General features: G+C 67.5%; 17 protein-coding genes. 9 read left to right on the top strand and 8 right to left on the bottom strand.

Features of this window, described 5'->3' with window-relative positions; translation table 11 throughout:
• Positions 1–68: 68 nt before the first annotated feature.
• Positions 69–494 carry an OB-fold nucleic acid binding domain-containing protein gene (locus NV1_RS21595; protein WP_245713847.1) on the bottom strand — a complete coding sequence of 142 codons (426 nt, stop codon included), beginning with the start codon at positions 492–494 and terminating at the stop codon, positions 69–71.
• 431 nt (positions 495–925) lie between these two features.
• Between NV1_RS21595 and NV1_RS21590 the strand changes: the two genes are divergently transcribed.
• Entirely contained in the window at positions 926–1,651 is a 726-nt protein-coding gene (locus NV1_RS21590; protein ID WP_067894644.1) for an alpha/beta fold hydrolase, read from the top strand.
• Here the strand turns inward: NV1_RS21590 and NV1_RS21585 are convergent.
• Together NV1_RS21585 and dut are read right to left on the bottom strand one after the other, a co-directional pair.
• Complete coding sequence (locus tag NV1_RS21585; RefSeq protein WP_373864642.1) at positions 1,648–2,568, bottom strand: DUF3710 domain-containing protein; 921 nt, start codon at positions 2,566–2,568, stop codon at positions 1,648–1,650. The two genes, NV1_RS21590 and NV1_RS21585, sit on opposite strands and share 4 nt — an antisense overlap.
• Positions 2,569–2,570: 2 nt before the next feature.
• Positions 2,571–3,074, bottom strand: a complete 504-nt coding sequence (gene dut / locus NV1_RS21580) for a dUTP diphosphatase (RefSeq protein WP_067894118.1) — start codon at positions 3,072–3,074, stop codon at positions 2,571–2,573.
• 52 nt (positions 3,075–3,126) lie between these two features.
• Here dut and NV1_RS21575 point away from each other — a divergent pair, with 52 nt between their 5' ends.
• Positions 3,127–3,642, top strand: coding sequence for a DUF3093 domain-containing protein (locus tag NV1_RS21575; RefSeq protein ID WP_084525644.1), 516 nt, complete (start codon positions 3,127–3,129; stop codon positions 3,640–3,642).
• Between the two features lie 182 nt (positions 3,643–3,824).
• Here the strand turns inward: NV1_RS21575 and NV1_RS21570 are convergent, their stop codons facing one another.
• On the bottom strand, positions 3,825–4,127 hold the full coding sequence (locus NV1_RS21570; protein WP_067587334.1) for a DUF4193 domain-containing protein: 303 nt from the start codon (positions 4,125–4,127) through the stop codon (positions 3,825–3,827).
• A gap of 736 nt (positions 4,128–4,863) precedes the next feature.
• Here NV1_RS21570 and cei point away from each other — a divergent pair.
• A complete protein-coding gene (gene cei, locus NV1_RS21560; RefSeq protein ID WP_067894638.1) occupies positions 4,864–5,541 on the top strand; it encodes an envelope integrity protein Cei in 678 nt (225 codons plus the stop codon).
• Between the two features lie 99 nt (positions 5,542–5,640).
• Here the strand turns inward: cei and NV1_RS21555 are convergent, their stop codons facing one another.
• Positions 5,641–6,537, bottom strand: a complete 897-nt coding sequence (locus NV1_RS21555) for an inositol monophosphatase family protein (RefSeq protein WP_084525608.1) — start codon at positions 6,535–6,537, stop codon at positions 5,641–5,643.
• A 142-nt stretch (positions 6,538–6,679) separates the two neighbouring features.
• On the opposite strand from NV1_RS21555, the gene ppgK reads away from it, so the two are divergent.
• The 5 genes from ppgK (at position 6,680) to NV1_RS21530 (ending at position 12,835) form a co-directional block, all read left to right on the top strand.
• Positions 6,680–7,438, top strand: coding sequence for a polyphosphate--glucose phosphotransferase (ppgK, locus tag NV1_RS21550; protein WP_067894112.1), 759 nt, complete (start codon positions 6,680–6,682; stop codon positions 7,436–7,438).
• A 153-nt stretch (positions 7,439–7,591) separates the two neighbouring features.
• Positions 7,592–8,959 carry an RNA polymerase sigma factor gene (locus NV1_RS21545; RefSeq protein WP_067894632.1) on the top strand — a complete coding sequence of 456 codons (1,368 nt, stop codon included), beginning with the start codon at positions 7,592–7,594 and terminating at the stop codon, positions 8,957–8,959.
• Positions 8,960–9,120: 161 nt separating this feature from the next.
• The gene (locus tag NV1_RS21540; protein WP_067894108.1) at positions 9,121–10,701 is read left to right on the top strand and encodes a Na+/H+ antiporter; all 1,581 of its coding nucleotides are present in this window, start codon (positions 9,121–9,123) and stop codon (positions 10,699–10,701) included.
• A 351-nt stretch (positions 10,702–11,052) separates the two neighbouring features.
• Positions 11,053–11,829, top strand: a complete 777-nt coding sequence (locus NV1_RS21535; RefSeq protein WP_067894104.1) for an MHYT domain-containing protein — start codon at positions 11,053–11,055, stop codon at positions 11,827–11,829.
• A 208-nt stretch (positions 11,830–12,037) separates the two neighbouring features.
• Entirely contained in the window at positions 12,038–12,835 is a 798-nt protein-coding gene (locus NV1_RS21530) for a rhomboid-like protein (RefSeq protein WP_174557465.1), read from the top strand.
• On the opposite strand, the gene NV1_RS21525 is transcribed toward NV1_RS21530, so the two are convergent.
• A complete protein-coding gene (locus NV1_RS21525) occupies positions 12,783–13,160 on the bottom strand; it encodes a DUF952 domain-containing protein (RefSeq protein ID WP_067894098.1) in 378 nt (125 codons plus the stop codon). The two genes, NV1_RS21530 and NV1_RS21525, sit on opposite strands and share 53 nt — an antisense overlap.
• 354 nt (positions 13,161–13,514) lie before the next feature.
• On the opposite strand from NV1_RS21525, the gene NV1_RS45845 reads away from it, so the two are divergent.
• Positions 13,515–13,709, top strand: coding sequence for a DUF7455 domain-containing protein (locus NV1_RS45845; RefSeq protein WP_067664704.1), 195 nt, complete (start codon positions 13,515–13,517; stop codon positions 13,707–13,709).
• A 94-nt stretch (positions 13,710–13,803) separates the two neighbouring features.
• On the opposite strand, the gene NV1_RS21515 is transcribed toward NV1_RS45845, so the two are convergent.
• Both NV1_RS21515 and NV1_RS21510 read right to left on the bottom strand, forming a co-directional pair.
• A complete protein-coding gene (locus NV1_RS21515; RefSeq protein WP_067894094.1) occupies positions 13,804–14,838 on the bottom strand; it encodes an alpha/beta hydrolase in 1,035 nt (344 codons plus the stop codon).
• 150 nt (positions 14,839–14,988) lie between these two features.
• Complete coding sequence (locus NV1_RS21510; protein WP_067894629.1) at positions 14,989–15,699, bottom strand: TetR/AcrR family transcriptional regulator; 711 nt, start codon at positions 15,697–15,699, stop codon at positions 14,989–14,991.
• Between the last annotated feature and the right edge of the window lie 59 nt (positions 15,700–15,758).

The raw sequence follows: 15,758 nt of genomic DNA, 5'->3' as shown, positions 1-15,758 counted from the left end.
GTGGACACGGCGCGGCGCTCGTTCTCGGCGACGAGAGCCCCCTCGTCGTTGCTGGGTGTCGACATGCGTCAGGAATTCCCGCGGAGTTCGTAGTAGGGGTTGAAGATCACCTTGGCGCCATCGCGTTCACCGATGCGGCCGCGAACCAGGATACGGCGTCCTGGTTCGATCCCGGGAATGCGACGGCGGCCGATCCATACGAGGGCGATCGCATCGGTGCCGTCGAAGAACTCGGCCTCGAGGCTGGCGTTGGCCGCCTTCGGACAGGCCTCCACGCTGCGCAACCGCCCCAGCATGGTGACCTCTTCGCCGCGGCGGCATTCGGCGGCCTGGCAGGCTCCCGACGCTTCCGAGGTCTCGGCCAGTTCCTGAGCATCGAGCCGGTCCAGATCGGCTGTCAGCCGGTAACCCAGACGCCGGAAGTATCCGCTGTCGGGGCCGGCCTTGCGCACTACGGCGCCGGAGCCCGCCCTGTTTCTGCCGGAGAAAGGCATGTCGCGTCACTTCCTGCACTGCTGACGGCGCGGGCGCGCACCATCTGGTTTCCGTACGACCGGCCGGTTGGCCGTACACCGCCACTGTAGAACGGGCCGACCAGGCCCGCCACGGTGCCCGGCCCTCGTGTGACGGCCATTGCATCGGCGATGTGGTCCCCCCAGTGGTACCCCGGGCCCCAACGAGTCAACCCACCTCTGGCAGATCCGCTCGAACGAGCCGAAACACCTCGCCGGTCGGCGCCGTCCCCGGCCGCCACAGTCTGCCGAATGCCTGTTCGCACGCTCACTCCTCGGCTGCCGAACAACGTCCGAATGTGCTGGTTATCACCCCCGGGCCGGTCCCGGCGGCCGCGCAGCACCAACTCGGCGAGCCGTACCCTACCGACGTGCCCGGCATCGGCCGATATGCCACCTACTACGCTCAGTCGATGCCCGATCTGTCCCGCCCGGCGATCGTCGTCGGACTGCCCGGAACCGGCTCCGATGCCGACTTCGCCCGCCGCGCGTTCGAACCCGCCTGTGCCGCAAGGGATCTGCCGTTCATCGCGGTGCAACCGGATCCGCGGGATGTGGTGGCCAGTTATCGGGCCGCGCTGGACGAGGCCGCCCGCTCGGGCCCGGTGCTCGCGGCGGGGATCTCGCTGGGCGCGGCGATCGCGGTCGAATGGGCTTGCGCACGAGTCGAATCCGCGTTCGGAGTGATCGCGGCGCTGCCGGCCTGGACCGGGGCGGACACCACCGGATGCCCGGCCGCCCTGAGCGCCGCGGCCACCGCTGCCCAGTTGCGCGCGGACGGCCTGGAGGCCGTCGTCGAGCGAATGCGCCTGAGCAGTCCGGCCTGGCTGGCACAGGCGCTGACGCAATCCTGGCGCGGGCAGTGGCCGGATCTACCCCAGGCTCTCGAGGAGGCCGCCGGTTATGCCTGGCCGACTCCGGAAACCCTTGCGGGACTGCAGGTTCCTACCGTGATCGTCTCGGCTGTGGACGATCCGGTCCATCCGGCCGCGGTCGCCGAGGACTGGGCCGAGCTGATTCCGCGCGCCGAACTGCGTCACATCACCCTGGCCGAGCTGGGCACGGACCCGGCGGTGCTGGGCGCCCACGGCCTCGGCGGTCTGACGAACCGCCGGGCCGGGGCCGCCCACGACAGCTAGTTCAGGCCGAGCTGCTGCATGGCCGAGCCCTCCGAACCGCGACGCGGCCGCTCGGGTTCGGGTGCGACCGCCGGGTAACTGCCCGTCGCGTGGGCCTGTGCGGCCGCGGCCTGCGCCGCGAGCGCCTGCTGCTGAGCCTGTACCTGCTGCTGATGTGCGGCCTGCAACTGGTCGGCCAATTCCTGCGGCAGCACCACCGGCAACGGATCGCGCACCGGCAGCGGATCATCACCGCGCCGGACCACGGTCTCGCCGAGGACGCTGCGGGCCGCCGTGACCAGCGGCTGCCCCTCGTCCACCGCCCCGGACGGCCCGGCCGCGACCAGACGCACCATCCACCGATACCCGTCGACCCCGATGAAACGCAGATCGGCGCCCTCGGTGACCGCGTGCAACTCACGGCCCCACGGACCGGTCTGCACCGACACCTGAGCGCCGTCGTTCCGTAGCGATTCGGCCAGGTCGGCGGCGACCATCCGCCACTGACCGGCCGATTTGGGCGCGGCATAGGCGGCCACGGTCAACCGGCCGTACTCGGTGGCCAGATGGACCGCCTGCGGGGTGCCGTCGGGGGTCATCTCCACCTGCAACTGCCCGCCCTGGGGCACCGGCACGATGACCGAGCCGAGATCCAGACGCTGCTCGGTCACGTCCTCGAGCAGATCGGCCACGTCGTCGAAATCGTAGGGGCCGGTACGCGGCCCTTCGTCCAACTCCTCGACGTCGTCCTCGTAATGCTTTGCCGCGTAGGACCTTTCACGATAGGCCGGTTCTTCGTAGACCGGCTCGTCGAGCGGGCCGTCGTAGTCGTCGTCCTCGTCGTAGTACTCCGCCTCGTCGTACTCGTCGTAGGCGTAGTCGTCGTATTCACCCGCGCCGCGGGCATCCCCCCTGGAGCGCTTATTTCGTCCGAACATCCTCATGCCTCCTCGCCGGCCGGGCCTTCCCCACCGGCACTACTCCCATTATCGAGGCTGGCGTGACCGCCACTGGACCCGTATCCCCCCGCGCCTCGCGCGGTGTCGTCGAGCCGGTCCACCGCCACGAAATCGACCAGCTCCACCCGCTGCACGAGCAGCTGCGCGATGCGATCCCCGCGACGCAGTTCGATCGCCGTGCGGGGATCGTGGTTGATCAGACAGACCTTGATCTCACCGCGGTATCCCGCATCGATCGTGCCGGGGGTATTGACGATCGACAGTCCGGTCTTGGCGGCCAGTCCGGAGCGCGGATGGATCAGGCCCACCGTGCCGATGGGCAGGGCGATCGCGATGCCGGTTCCCACGAGCACCCGCTCGCCCGGCTCCAGGATGACGTCCTCGGTGGTGCACAGGTCCACACCCGCGTCGTCCGGGTGCGCACGCGTGGGCACAGGGATGCCGGGATCGAGCCGCAGCACAGGGATGGATGGAGTACCGGTCACATCCTGGGAGCCTACGCGGTCACCCGGTCACCGACTGACCTAGTCTGATGTGGTGTCCGACCAGCCTTCGCAGGTAGCCAAGCCGAACGAACAGAGTGCCGCTCCCGTGTACTCAGAACGCCAGTGGGCGCCGTTGTGGTGGTGGCCCGTGGGCATGGGCATCGTGGCCCTGCTGGCGGCCACCCTGCACATGGGCGCGCCGGGAATCCACGCCTGGCTGCCGTACGTCCTGTTGATCCCGGTGCCGGTGTGGGTGTTGCTGTGGATGGGACGCCACCGAGTCGAAGTCGCGCGCGATGCGAACGGAACTCTCGAATTGCGCACGGACAAGGCTCATCTACCGGTAACGTATATCTCCCGGGCAGCGGTCGTACCGACCAGCGCCAAGAGCGCCGCGATGGGCCGCCAGCTCGACCCTGCCGCCTTCGTGCAGCATCGACCCTGGATCGGACCCATGGTGCTGCTCGTCCTCGACGACCCGGACGATCCGACGCCGTACTGGCTGATCAGTGCGCGCCACCCGGACAGGGTCCTGGCCGCGCTGGGCATCGAGCCGCGCAAGGCCTAGTGCCGGGCCCGCTGTGCGTGATCGGGCCACCCGCGCAGGTGAATGCCGCGCTCGGCAAGCCGAGCGCGGACTGTCGGATGCGCTTCCCATGGCTGTACGGGGCTGTGTAGTGCGTGGACGGCTGTTCGCGTGGCCGTGGGGCTCACCGCGGATCACCGCCCCGTGGTGCGTCTGCGCCCTGCTCAGGCGGCGCAGTCCATGCAGATGAGCTGTCCGCCGGCCTCGCTGGCGAGTCGGCTGCGGTGATGAACCAGGAAGCAGCTCGAACAGGTGAACTCGTCGGCCTGCTTCGGGATCACCCGTACGGAGAGCACTTCCTCGGACAGATCCGCCCCGGGAAGCTCGAACGACTCCGCGGTATCGGATTCGTCGATATCCACGACGGCGGACGCGGCCTCGTTGCGACGGGCCTTCAGCTCCTCGAGCGAGTCCTCGGAAACCTCATCGGATTCGGTGCGCCTAGGTGCGTCATAGTCGGTTGCCATGTCGTATCCCCTCGTCCTCACTTCATATATCCCGGACCGGTTCCCTCCGCGTCGATCCCTCTCGGAATCGGCTCGGCGAGTACCGCCCCGCCGGTGGTGTACGTCACGTGTACACCGGTCGCACACCGGTCCGGATCTGCGGAATCCATTCCGGATCGCGCTCGGTAAACGCAGGACGTGCCCTGGTTGTTCCCGATAACGCACACCTGATTCACCTCGGTCGATTCGAATCAGGCCGCCAGACAATAGCGGACGTACGGGCAAAAGTCGCAATCAAAACACTCGTGAGTCGAAACTGAGGGTCAATCGACACGTCGAACGAGCACCTACACGATTCGGTGTCCACTCCTGACACGCCCCGTGACCGATACGAGACCCAATCTTTACTCGCGCCACTGCCTCACAACTACCCCACCACCGCCCCCACTGCCCCTGTGCTGCCCAATCCACCCCAGCTCAGCTCAGACAAGGCACGCCCACACCCACGAGAGGACACCTGCCTGGCACACCTCGTTCGCCAACACCGAACCACCGCAACCGCGGTTTGCGGCGCGGGCTTGCCGCCCGGACGCGTGGCGGGTGCGAGGAACGAGTGCCCGACACGGGGCCGGGCGGTGAGCCTTACAGCGCCGCAAACCCGGCGGAGCGAAGCGGAGGCCAAAGCCCCAGCAAACCCGCCGGAGCGAAGCGGAGGCCAATGACACAGCTACGACCAGCCAACTCGTATGGTGTGCATGTGGTTTCACTGATCACCGAAGGCAGCCCGACCGATAAGAAGGGGCGTCCGTTCCTGCGGAGGCGCTATCAACCGTGGGTCGCGATGGTTGCGATCCTGGTACTGATCTGCGCGATCGTCTGGATCAAGGCGCTGACGACCGAGGACCACAGCCATGCCGCCATGGCCTGCAACTCGCCGTCCCCGGCCACCGACCCGAAGTCGGCGCAACCGATGGGGCTGGGTGAGCGGGTGTCCCCCTCGCGCCTGCACGATGTGGAACCGGCGCCGCTGGCACAGGCCAAGGTGCGCGTCTACAACGCCTCGGGCGAGCGCGGCCTGGCCGAGCACATCGCCACCAGCCTGCGCGACTACGGCTTCGCGGGCCCGCCGCCGCCGCAGTACGCCAACGATCCGGTCTACGTCAACGGCGATCTGAACTGCACCGGTCAGATCCGCTTCGGCGTCAGCGGCCGTCCCGCCGCCGCGGCGGTGCAACTCGTCGCCCCCTGCGCGGAACTGATCGAGGACCACCGCAAGGACGACACCGTCGACCTGGCCCTGGGCTCTCTGTTCGGCAACGACCTGCAGCCCAGCGACAACGCCGAGGAAGTGCTCAAGTCCCTGAAGAACCCGGCCCCGGGCAACCCCGCTGTCGACTCCGGCCTCCTCGACGCCGCCCGCACTGCCAACTGCTGAGCTGTATTCTCGGCCTCCGCTTCGCTCCGGCGGGTGCGCGGCGCTGTAAGGCTTGCCCGCGCCGCAAACCAAGGTTGAGGTTGTCCGGGTGTGCCCGAATTACGGCACCGGCTTCGAGACGCCGAGTTCGTCGAAGAGTCCGATGAGCTCATCCGCGATGCCGGGGGCGGCCGCGACGACGAGTTCACCGGTTTTCGCGACCGTTCCGGCCGCGGGCAGGCGCAGGCGCGCGCCCGCCTCGGCGGCGATCAGCGCGCCCGCGGCCCAGTCCCAGGTGTTGAGCCCGTGCTCGTAGTGGGCATCGACCAGACCGGCCGCGACCATGCACAGGTCGAGGGCCGCCGAGCCGATCCGCCGGATATCGCGCACTCGGGGCAGCACCTCCGCGATCAGCTCTCCCTGCCTGGCGCGGCGTTCGGCGCTGTACCCGAAACCGGTCGCCAGCAGCGCCATCGAGATCGTGTCGGCCGCGGAGCAGCGCAGCGTGGTCACCGTTCCGTCCGGGCCGATTTGTTCGGCTCCCGCGCCGAGGCCCGCGCAGTACACCTGCCCCCCGGCCACGTCGGCGACCGCACCGGCCAGTGACCGGCCGTCCCGCATCGCGGCGACGGACACCGAATAGGCCGGGATGCCGTACATGAAGTTCACGGTGCCGTCGATCGGGTCGACGACCCAGACGATCTGCGACCCGTCGCCGACGCTGCCGCCGCCCTCCTCGCCGAACACCCGCTCACCGGGACGCAGTTCGGCGAGCAGATCGCGGATCAGCTCCTCGGTCTCGGTGTCCACGACGGTTACCGGGTCGGTCGGGGTGCTCTTGGACTGCACGGCGTCCGCGCGCAACGCGCCCGCCGCGCCGCGGACCTCGGTCCGCCGCAGACGTACGTGAGCGGCCGCGGTTTGCGCGAGATGTACTGCGACACTGCGCAATTCGGTAATGTGTTCGGAGCTGGGGACAGGGACGGCAGAGGTGGTCGATTCCGGCACGACCTCCATCGCATCACAGATGTCCCGCGACGCGCATTAGGCTTGTCGTGCACGACACAGATCTGTCCGTCGCGCGCTCCAACGCACATCGGCGTGTATCGTGCCGCCCGCACTTGTTTCGGCCCGGCATCACAGGAACGAGGAGTCGTCAATGTCCACTCGGGGACAAGCATTCGGGATCGATATCGGAGGGAGCGGCGTCAAGGGCGCGCTAGTGGATCTGACGACCGGAGACCTCGCCCACGAGCGCATCAAGATCGCCACGCCGCATCCGGCCACGCCGAACGCCATCGCCGAGACGGTCTCCGAGCTGGTGAAAAAGGCCGACTGGGACGGCCCGGTCGGCATCACGCTGCCCAGCGTGATGGTCAACGGCATCGCTCGCACCGCCGCCAATATCGACAAGAGTTGGGTGGACACCGACGCACGTCAGCTGTTCTCCCTGGCCCTGGGCGGTCGCGACGTCGTGGTGCTCAACGACGCGGATGCCGCCGGATTGGCCGAGGACCGATACGGCGCGGCCAAGAATATCGAAGGTCTGGTCATACTGCTCACCTTCGGCACCGGTATAGGCTCGGCCCTGATGTACCGCGGCACGCTGGTGCCGAATACGGAATTCGGACACATTGATATCGATGGCAAGGAGGCCGAGCACCGGGCCGCCTCCTCGGTCAAGGAACGAAAGAATTTGTCCTACAAGGAATGGGCCGCGCAGGTGACCAAGGTGCTGGTGACCCTGGAAAACCTGCTGTGGCCGGACGTGTTCGTGGCGGGCGGCGGCATCAGCCGCGACGCCGAGCACTGGATACCGTTGCTGGGCAACCGAACCCCCGTGGTGGCCGCGCACCTGCGCAATACCGCGGGCATCGTGGGGGCCGCGATGGCCGTCGATGCCGGTATCGCGCCGTAAGCACATCGTTCGGATAGTTACAATGGAACGCATGCCCGGCGGTGAGCCGGAAACCGACCCCGGCACCAGAGCCGGGATACCCCGACAGAACCGCTCCGCCGGAATGATCACTCTGGCGTGACGCCGCACGAACACAGTCACGAAAGGGCGTACGTGGTAGCCACGAATACCCGACAGACCGCCGAATCGGCCGACGAGGCCGACTCCGCAGAGAACGCCGCCGCACGGCCGGTCCGAAAGGCTGCCGCGAAGAAGGCCCCGGCCAAGAAGGCCGCTGCCAAGAAGGCGCCTGCCAAGAAGGCCGGCGCCAAGGCGGCGGCCAAGAAGGTCCCGGCCAAAAAGGCCACGACCAAGAAGGCCGGGCCCGACGGCGAGGGCGAGGAGAACCTGGACGAGGAGGCCATCGACCTCGAGGATCTGGGCGATCTGGAAGTCTCCGAGGACGACCTCACCGAGGAGGAGGTCGTCGAGGAGGCCGCCGAGGAAGAGGAGGCCGAGGCCGACGAGCCCACCGCGGCCGACAAGGCCTCCGGTGACTTCGTCTGGGACGAGGAGGAGTCCGAGGCGCTGCGGCAGGCCCGCAAGGACGCCGAGCTCACCGCCTCCGCCGACTCGGTGCGTGCCTACCTCAAGCAGATCGGTAAGGTCGCGCTGCTCAACGCGGAGGAGGAGGTCGAGCTCGCCAAGCGGATCGAGGCCGGCCTCTACGCCACCGAGAAGTTCCGCGAGCTGTCCGAGAAGGGCGACAAGCTGCCGGTCACCACGCGCCGCGATCTGAACTGGATCATGCGCGACGGCAACCGCGCCAAGAACCACCTGCTGGAGGCCAACCTCCGTCTGGTGGTGTCGCTGGCCAAGCGCTACACCGGCCGCGGCATGGCGTTCCTGGACCTGATCCAGGAGGGCAACCTCGGCCTGATCCGCGCGGTGGAGAAGTTCGACTACACCAAGGGCTACAAGTTCTCCACGTACGCCACCTGGTGGATCCGTCAGGCGATCACCCGCGCGATGGCCGACCAGGCCCGCACCATCCGCATCCCGGTGCACATGGTCGAGGTCATCAACAAGCTGGGCCGTATCCAGCGCGAGCTGCTGCAGGACCTGGGCCGCGAGCCCACGCCCGAGGAGCTGGCCAAGGAAATGGACATCACCCCGGAGAAGGTCCTCGAGATCCAGCAGTACGCCCGCGAGCCCATCTCGCTGGATCAGACCATCGGCGACGAGGGCGATTCCCAGCTCGGCGACTTCATCGAGGATTCCGAGGCCGTGGTCGCGGTCGACGCGGTGAGCTTCACGCTGCTGCAGGATCAGCTGCAGTCGGTGCTGGAGACGCTGTCCGAACGCGAGGCCGGCGTGGTCCGGCTGCGCTTCGGCCTCACCGACGGCCAGCCGCGCACCCTCGACGAGATCGGTCAGGTGTACGGGGTCACCCGTGAGCGCATCCGGCAGATCGAGTCGAAGACGATGAGCAAGCTGCGTCATCCGAGCCGCTCCCAGGTGCTGCGGGACTACCTGGACTAGTACGCGAGTCGACGGGAGCGTCGCCGGGGAAACCCGGCGACGCTCGCGCGTTCGCATCATCACCAATTCGCTTCCCGCACAACGTTTCCGGCGCTCAATTCCGCGGACTACCCGGCGACATGCCTTCGCCGACAACACAAATGCTGGCAGACTGATCATTTGTGGAGCAGTTGGTATTGGTTTTCATTCTGGCGTTCGCGACGATTCTGGCTCAGCCGCTGGGGCGTAAGACAGGTCTCGCACCGGCTGTACTGATGACCGTCTTCGGCTTGGTACTGGCGATCGTTCCGCAGATACCGAATGTGACCATCTCCCCGGAACTGATCCTGCCGCTGGTGCTGCCGCCACTGCTGTACGCCTCGGCCCGGCGCACCTCCTGGCAGCAGTTCGCCGGTAACGCGACTCCGATTCTGCTGCGCGCGGTCGGGCTCGTCGTCGTGACGGCCGCGGCCGTGGCCGCGGTATTCCACCTCTGGTATCCGGCTGTACCGGTGGCCGCGGCACTGGCCCTGGGCGCGGTGGTCGCGCCACCGGATCCGGTCGCGGTGAGCGCGCTGGCCGATCGGCTCGGCCTGCCTCGCCGCCTGATGTCGGTGCTCGAGGGTGAGGGCCTGTTCAACGACGTCACCGCTATCGTGCTCTACAACGTGGCCATCCAGGCCGTCGCGACCGGCAAGATCTCCACGCTGCACACGGTTCTGGAGTTCGTGATCTCCGCGGTGGTCGCGATCGTGGTCGGCTTGGTGCTGGGCTGGGTGGGCAGCCGGATCATGCGCCGTCTCGAGGAGGCGCCCTGGCAGGTGGCGCTGGGTCTGATGCTGCCGTTCGCCGCCTACGGTCTGAGCGAGGCCGCACACGGTTCCGCGGTGCTGTCGGTTCTCGTGTGCGCACTGTATCTCACCGACGCCGCAACGGATTTCAGCGACAGCGACTACCGCATCGTCGGCGATTCGTTCTGGGACGTCATCGATATGCTGGTGACCGGATTCGCCTTCGGGCTGATCGGTCTCGAGCTCAGTTCGGTGCTCGCGGCGACCGGGCCGGAATGGCCGCGCCTGCTGGCCGGCGCGGGCATCGTCATCGCGGTCGTGGTCGGGTTGCGCCTGGCCTGGCTGATGACCACCACGCTCATCATGCGCGGCGTTTTCCACAGCAGTACCACTGATGAGCCGCACACCTGGCGCGAGACGATCGTGACGTGGTGGGCCGGCATGCGCGGGGTGGCCTCCGTCGCGCTGGCCCTGGCCGTTCCGCTCACCACCGAGTCCGGCGCGCAGTTCCCGGGACGTTCGGAGATCCTGTTCACCGCCTTCGCGGTGGTGCTGTTCACGCTGCTGCTACAGGGCACGACCCTGCCCGCGGTGGTGCGCGTCAGTCACGTCCAGGCGGACACCGAGGTCGAGCGCGCCCTCGAACGCGGGCTGTGGGTACGGATCCTGCGGGCCGAACTGACCCGGCTGGACGAGCTCGTCGACAACGAGCAGCTGCCGCCCGCGGTTTCGCAGCGTCTGCGCGAGGGCTTCGAACGCCGTCTGGCCACCGCCGATCCGCCGACGGCGGGCGATGTGAAGGATGCCGCCAAACCGCTGCGTTTCTCCCATACGATTCGTGCGATCACCCACGAGGTGCTCGAGGCCGGCCGCTCCGAGGCGATGGCCGCCCGGCGCGAGCCGGGAATGCCTCCCGATCTGGTGGACCGCATGATGCGCCGACTCGACCTGCGCCCGCCGCCGTTCCTGTAGCATCGCCCGGCCCCGGGATGCGGCACACCCGGTTCGGCGACGATCGCACCGAATGGCGACTTCGCTTGTGCGACTGATTGTTCCGCGCGAGCAGTCCGGTACCGGTCCATGGTCGCCCGATATTCGCCCGATCGGCGGACCGCGGCGTTCCAGTGCCATTGACGCACTCGCGACACGCCGACTGGTCGTGCAACCACGTCGACCTGGCCCGAATCCGGGCAATCCCCTCTACACATCCCAGCAATTTACCGGATGTTTCAGGTCTAAATTTGCTACCAGCGAGTACGCGGCTACTGTGCGGTGATGTCTTCGCCGATCGGTGAGGCGAGGACTGGCTAGCAAGGAGTCGGCATGCCCGCTATCGACCAATTCACCTACGGGTGGCTCACACCCGCTCTCGCCTATCTGTTGTCCGTCATCGGGTCGTTGCTGGCGTTGCGGTGCATGACCCGGGCCCGCACCAGCCCCCAGCCTCGGGGATGGATCATCACCGCGGCGGTGGCATTGGGCGGCACCGGCATCTGGGTCATGCATTTCGTTGCGATGCTCGGCTTTTCGATCCACGGCGCGAGCATCCGGTACGACATCCCCATCACGTTGTTGAGCGCGGTGCTCGCGATCGCGGTGGTATGGATCGGACTCTGGGTCGTGGTCCGCAGACAGGGTGAGCCCGCCTCGTTGCTCACCGGCGGAACGGCCACCGGACTCGGCGTGGCCGCGATGCACTACGCGGGCATGTACGCCATGAAGTCGAATGCCGCAATGGAATACGACCCCTGGATGGTGCTGCTCTCGATCGCCATCGCGATCCTCGCCTCCTCCGCGGCGCTCTGGTTCGCTCTGCACGTACGCGGCGTGCTGGCCTCGATCGGTGCGGCGATGACCATGGGCATCGCGGTCTGCGGGATGCACTACACCGGCATGTACGCCATGCACACCCATCTGTCGGACCAGATGAGCATGCCTTCGGGCGCGACGGCACAGGCATTGCTCACCCCGCTGATCATCGGCGTCAGCATGGTGACGATCCTGCTGTTCCTGCAGGTGGGCATCACCGATCCCGACGAGCCCGACCTCTCGCGCATTCAGGGTCAGCACGCCAGCCGCTACTGGCCCAGCCGGGACTGACCGGACCGCCGTCGTACCCGGGCTCGAATCGGACTGCGGTGCAACGACTCCGGCCCCGCTACGAACGGGCGCGCGGATGCGTCCGCCCGAACGGACCGGCCCCGGCGAGGACAGGACCGCGGCCCGACCGATCCGCCGCACGGGACATCACCCGATTTCGAAGGCGCGTTGCCGAGCGGGCGCCACTCGCGCGCGCGAGGATGATCGTGTGCCCGTCACCGCGCTGATCCACTACCGCTCCCCCTGGACGCGGACCATCGACGTCGGTGTGGTCCGGCAGGAGCTGCGGGACTGGTGGCGCCCCCCGGGGCGGGCCCCACGGGCGTTGCGCGCGGCCCGCGACCACCTCGGCGCCGCACCGGCCTCCTGGGCCTACGCGTTCACCCTGTTCGTCACCTGGTGGACCCTGCGCGGGATCAGCGATGTCGCCGGGCACCGGCTGATCCTGTCGCTGTCCACGAATCTGCACAATATGCGCCACGAACCGGTTCAGGTACTGGTCGCTTCCGCGTTCTGGACCGAGGGCGGCTTCCCGTGGGGGACGATTCTGGGCTTTCTCATCGTGATGGCCTTCGCCGAACGCTGGCTGGGCACGGTGCGCTGGATCCTGGTATTCGCGGTCGGTCACGTCGGCGCGACGTTGATCGTCGTCACCGGTATCGCCTATGCGGTGCAGCATCAACTGATTCCGGTGAAGGTGGTGCATGCCGCGGATGTCGGTACCTCGTACGGCTTTTCGGCGGTGCTGGCCGCGCTCGCCTTCCATCTGCCCGGTCTCGCACGGATCGTATGGTCGGTATGTCTCCTGGGTTGGTATGTCCTGGGCGTGTGGCGCGGACGCACTTTCACCGACTACGGCCACCTGACCGCGGTCCTGATCGGGTTCGCGTTCGGTGGTCTGGCCCTGCTGATCTCGCTACGACTGGAACGGCTGGGCGCGCGACGACGCGCGGCTACTCCGGCAGCGCCGGATAGCTCCCATCCGGGCCCGGCCGATACTCGGTGACCGACACCACAGCTCGCATCGGCAGCGGGCCGTACAGATGCGGGAAGCGCATCGATTCCGGATCCGTCGGGACGCCCGGTTCCCAGGCCACGGATGCGCCGAGCAGGTCGGGATCGAGCCAGAGCAGAACCACGTCGTGACGGCCGCCGAACAATCGGTTGGCCGGGAGGTGAACCTGCTGCGGCGCGGAGAGGTGGATGAAGCCCTCGGCATCGAGCGACTCCGTGCGCCGAATCCCCTCGGCCCGCGCGCGATCCCATTCCTCGCGGGTGCACATGTGAACCAGCCTGCGCGCGTGCGGGATTGGGGCTTCGGTCGCGTCCATGCCTCGACCCTAGCCGATTCGCCACACCCTCTGGCCTCGAAGTTTGCCGCATCCCGAGTGTGAGTGTCGGTGCCCCGGGGTAATCTCCGATCAGACAACTGGATCGGCAAGTTCTCGACAACCGAAAGCAAAGTGGGACCGTCTCCTACGGGCATGTTCGCGTACAGCGAAACGCCTGGTCATGTTACGGAAAACACAGTGAAACATCTTCGGGAACAAAGCCCCCGTCCCAAACGTCTGAGAGAGTAGTCAATACCACTGCTGGGAAGTAGCGGCAGCGAGCTCGCGGAGGAGACCGCGGGCCCCACACCCAGGCGAACGGTCTTCTGCACCGGGAGCCAGGACGGAGGAGTCATGCCAGGAACCCTGACTAGCACCCCACTGACCGCGGTCGACCGGTGCGACCGCTGCGGGGCGGCTGCACGTGTACGCGCAGTCCTTCCTGCCGGCGGTGAGTTGCTCTTCTGCCAGCATCACGCCAACGAGCACATGGAGCGTCTGCGCGAGCTCGAGGCCGTGATCGATACGGAGTCGGCACCGGCGCTGTAATCAGCTCCTCACGTCCGCTCGACAACTGAATCTTCCGAAGTACGCATACGGGCGGTCCCTCTCGGGGCCGCCCGTTTCTCGTTCCCGAAGGTCCCTACACACCCAGCCCCTTGGCCAGAACCGGCCAGGACTTGATGAAGTTCTCCCGCCAATATCCCCACGAGTGTGTGCCCGAGGGCTCGAAGTTGAAGGTCGCCGGAATGCCCAGCTGCCCGAGCCTGGTGGCGAGATTGTGTGTGCAGTAGTTCACACCCGCCTCGATGAGACCACCGATGATGAGCTGGTCGGCCAGCCCGCCCGGACCGGGCAGCGCGTAAGGACCGTCCAACATGTCGTAGGGGCCCGGCAAGCCGCTGCCGGAGGAGACGTACAGGTCCAGCCCGCGCAGCTTGTCGGCGTGCAGATAGGGATCGTTGGCCGCCCACTCGGGCGAACCGTCCGGGCCCCACATGTTGTCCGCGTTACCCCCGCCCCATACGTCGACGGTCAGCCTGACGTACCTCGAACCGAGCGGATCACTGGTCTGGGCGCACCCGCTGTACGCGGCGGCCGCGCGGTACAGACCCGGTTTCCAGATCGGCAGCGCCAGCACCGTGGTCCCCGAGGTGGAAATTCCGGCGATGGCATTCACGCCATTCGTACCCAGCGCCGCATTGATGATCGGCGGCAATTCCTCGGTGAAGAACGTCCGCCACTTGTTGCGGCCCAGATGCGGGTCGTCCTTGATCCAATCGGTGTAGTAACTCCACGCGCCGCCGATCACCTGGATCACGTTGACGTTCTTGTCGGCCATGAATCCGGACACGATATCGGTGTTGTGATCCCAGGTCGCGGTGTCCTCACCGCCACCCGCGCCGTTGAGCAGGTACAAGGTCGGGCGCGGGACGGAAGCGTCAGCGGGGCGGTGCACGTTGACCGGGAAAGCCTTGTCCATCGCCGCCGAGTACACCATCAGCCGCAGGTCGCGTTTGCCGAGCAGGCTCGCCGATTGCACCCGTGAACCATCGGGCGCGGACTGGTCGCCCAGCAGCGAACCGGACGTCATGATCGGATCGGCATGCGCGTCGGTGGCTCCGGTCCCGAGGCCGACCGCGACGAGGAAGAGCGTGGCCGCGGCGATCGCCGCCATCCGCGTGCTGCGACCTATCCGACGAGATATCAACTCCGCGCCTCCTGTCGACCACGCTGGCTACCAGCTAGCCACCGTATCGGAAATGCCGATTCATCTCGTCTAGGCACGCAGACAGGTCAATCGACTGCTTCGCATCCACGGAGCCGGTTATCGCGGGTGATTCTCGATGCCGTCCAGCAATCGCGCGAGGCCGTAGTCGAACGCCCCGTCGGGATCGCCGGGAGCCTGATACGCCTGACCGACCGTGGCGCCCACCCGGCTCGACAATGGGTAGTCCGCCTCGGGCATGACCTGCGTCAGCAGCGGGCCGTGCACTTCCCACCACTGCGCATCGCTCATCTCCTGCGCACTGCGCGCGGCGGCGACCGCCATGCGGGCGTTCCCGGTGGCGAATTCGGACAGCACCGCGATGACCCGATCCATCTCCAGATCGTCGAATCCGGCGCCGTCCAGTGCCGCGAGCTGGCGTTCGAATCGGCGGATCCGGCCGGGCCCGAGCACCTGACGCCACGGCGGCACCTCCAGTAGCCACGGGTGGGCCAGGAGTTCGGCGCGCACCCCTCGCGCTATCGCCGCCATTCGCGCACGCACCGGCAGGCTCGCATCGATGGGGGCGTCCTCGGCGGCGACCGCGTCGACCATGAGCATGATCAGCGCATCCTTACCGGGCACATAGGTGTAGAGGCTCATCGGCCGCACGCCCAGTTCGGCGGCGACCGTGCGGATCGACACCCGGTCGTACCCATCACGGTCGGCGATCGCGATACCGGCGCGCACGACCGTGTCAACGGACAGGCCCTGCCGCGGTCCGCGCGCCCGCGTCGGAGGCGGCAACGCGTCACGCCACAGCAGGCTCATCAGGCGTGCGGCCTGGTCGAGGGCCGATTCGTCCGGCACGGCGCTACTCCCTGAAATTT

It is taken from the genome of Nocardia vaccinii NBRC 15922, assembly GCF_001613305.1.
Classification (GTDB): Bacteria; Actinomycetota; Actinomycetes; order Mycobacteriales; family Mycobacteriaceae; genus Nocardia; species Nocardia vaccinii.
The sequence above is the reverse complement of the archived record's forward strand: the minus strand, read 5'-3'. Positions and strand labels throughout refer to the sequence as shown.

Coding starts and splice junctions, on each gene's coding strand:
- NV1_RS21510 (WP_067894629.1), bottom strand. CDS start 15,699: ATGAGCCTGCTGTGGCGTGACGCGTTGCCGCCTCCGACGCGGGCGCGC.
- NV1_RS21525 (WP_067894098.1), bottom strand. CDS start 13,160: ATGGACGCGACCGAAGCCCCAATCCCGCACGCGCGCAGGCTGGTTCAC.
- NV1_RS21515 (WP_067894094.1), bottom strand. CDS start 14,838: ATGGCGGCGATCGCCGCGGCCACGCTCTTCCTCGTCGCGGTCGGCCTC.
- NV1_RS21585 (WP_373864642.1), bottom strand. CDS start 2,568: ATGTTCGGACGAAATAAGCGCTCCAGGGGGGATGCCCGCGGCGCGGGT.
- NV1_RS21570 (WP_067587334.1), bottom strand. CDS start 4,127: ATGGCAACCGACTATGACGCACCTAGGCGCACCGAATCCGATGAGGTT.
- NV1_RS45845 (WP_067664704.1), top strand. CDS start 13,515: ATGCCAGGAACCCTGACTAGCACCCCACTGACCGCGGTCGACCGGTGC.
- ppgK (WP_067894112.1), top strand. CDS start 6,680: ATGTCCACTCGGGGACAAGCATTCGGGATCGATATCGGAGGGAGCGGC.
- NV1_RS21535 (WP_067894104.1), top strand. CDS start 11,053: ATGCCCGCTATCGACCAATTCACCTACGGGTGGCTCACACCCGCTCTC.
- NV1_RS21555 (WP_084525608.1), bottom strand. CDS start 6,537: ATGGAGGTCGTGCCGGAATCGACCACCTCTGCCGTCCCTGTCCCCAGC.
- NV1_RS21595 (WP_245713847.1), bottom strand. CDS start 494: ATGCCTTTCTCCGGCAGAAACAGGGCGGGCTCCGGCGCCGTAGTGCGC.
- NV1_RS21590 (WP_067894644.1), top strand. CDS start 926: ATGCCCGATCTGTCCCGCCCGGCGATCGTCGTCGGACTGCCCGGAACC.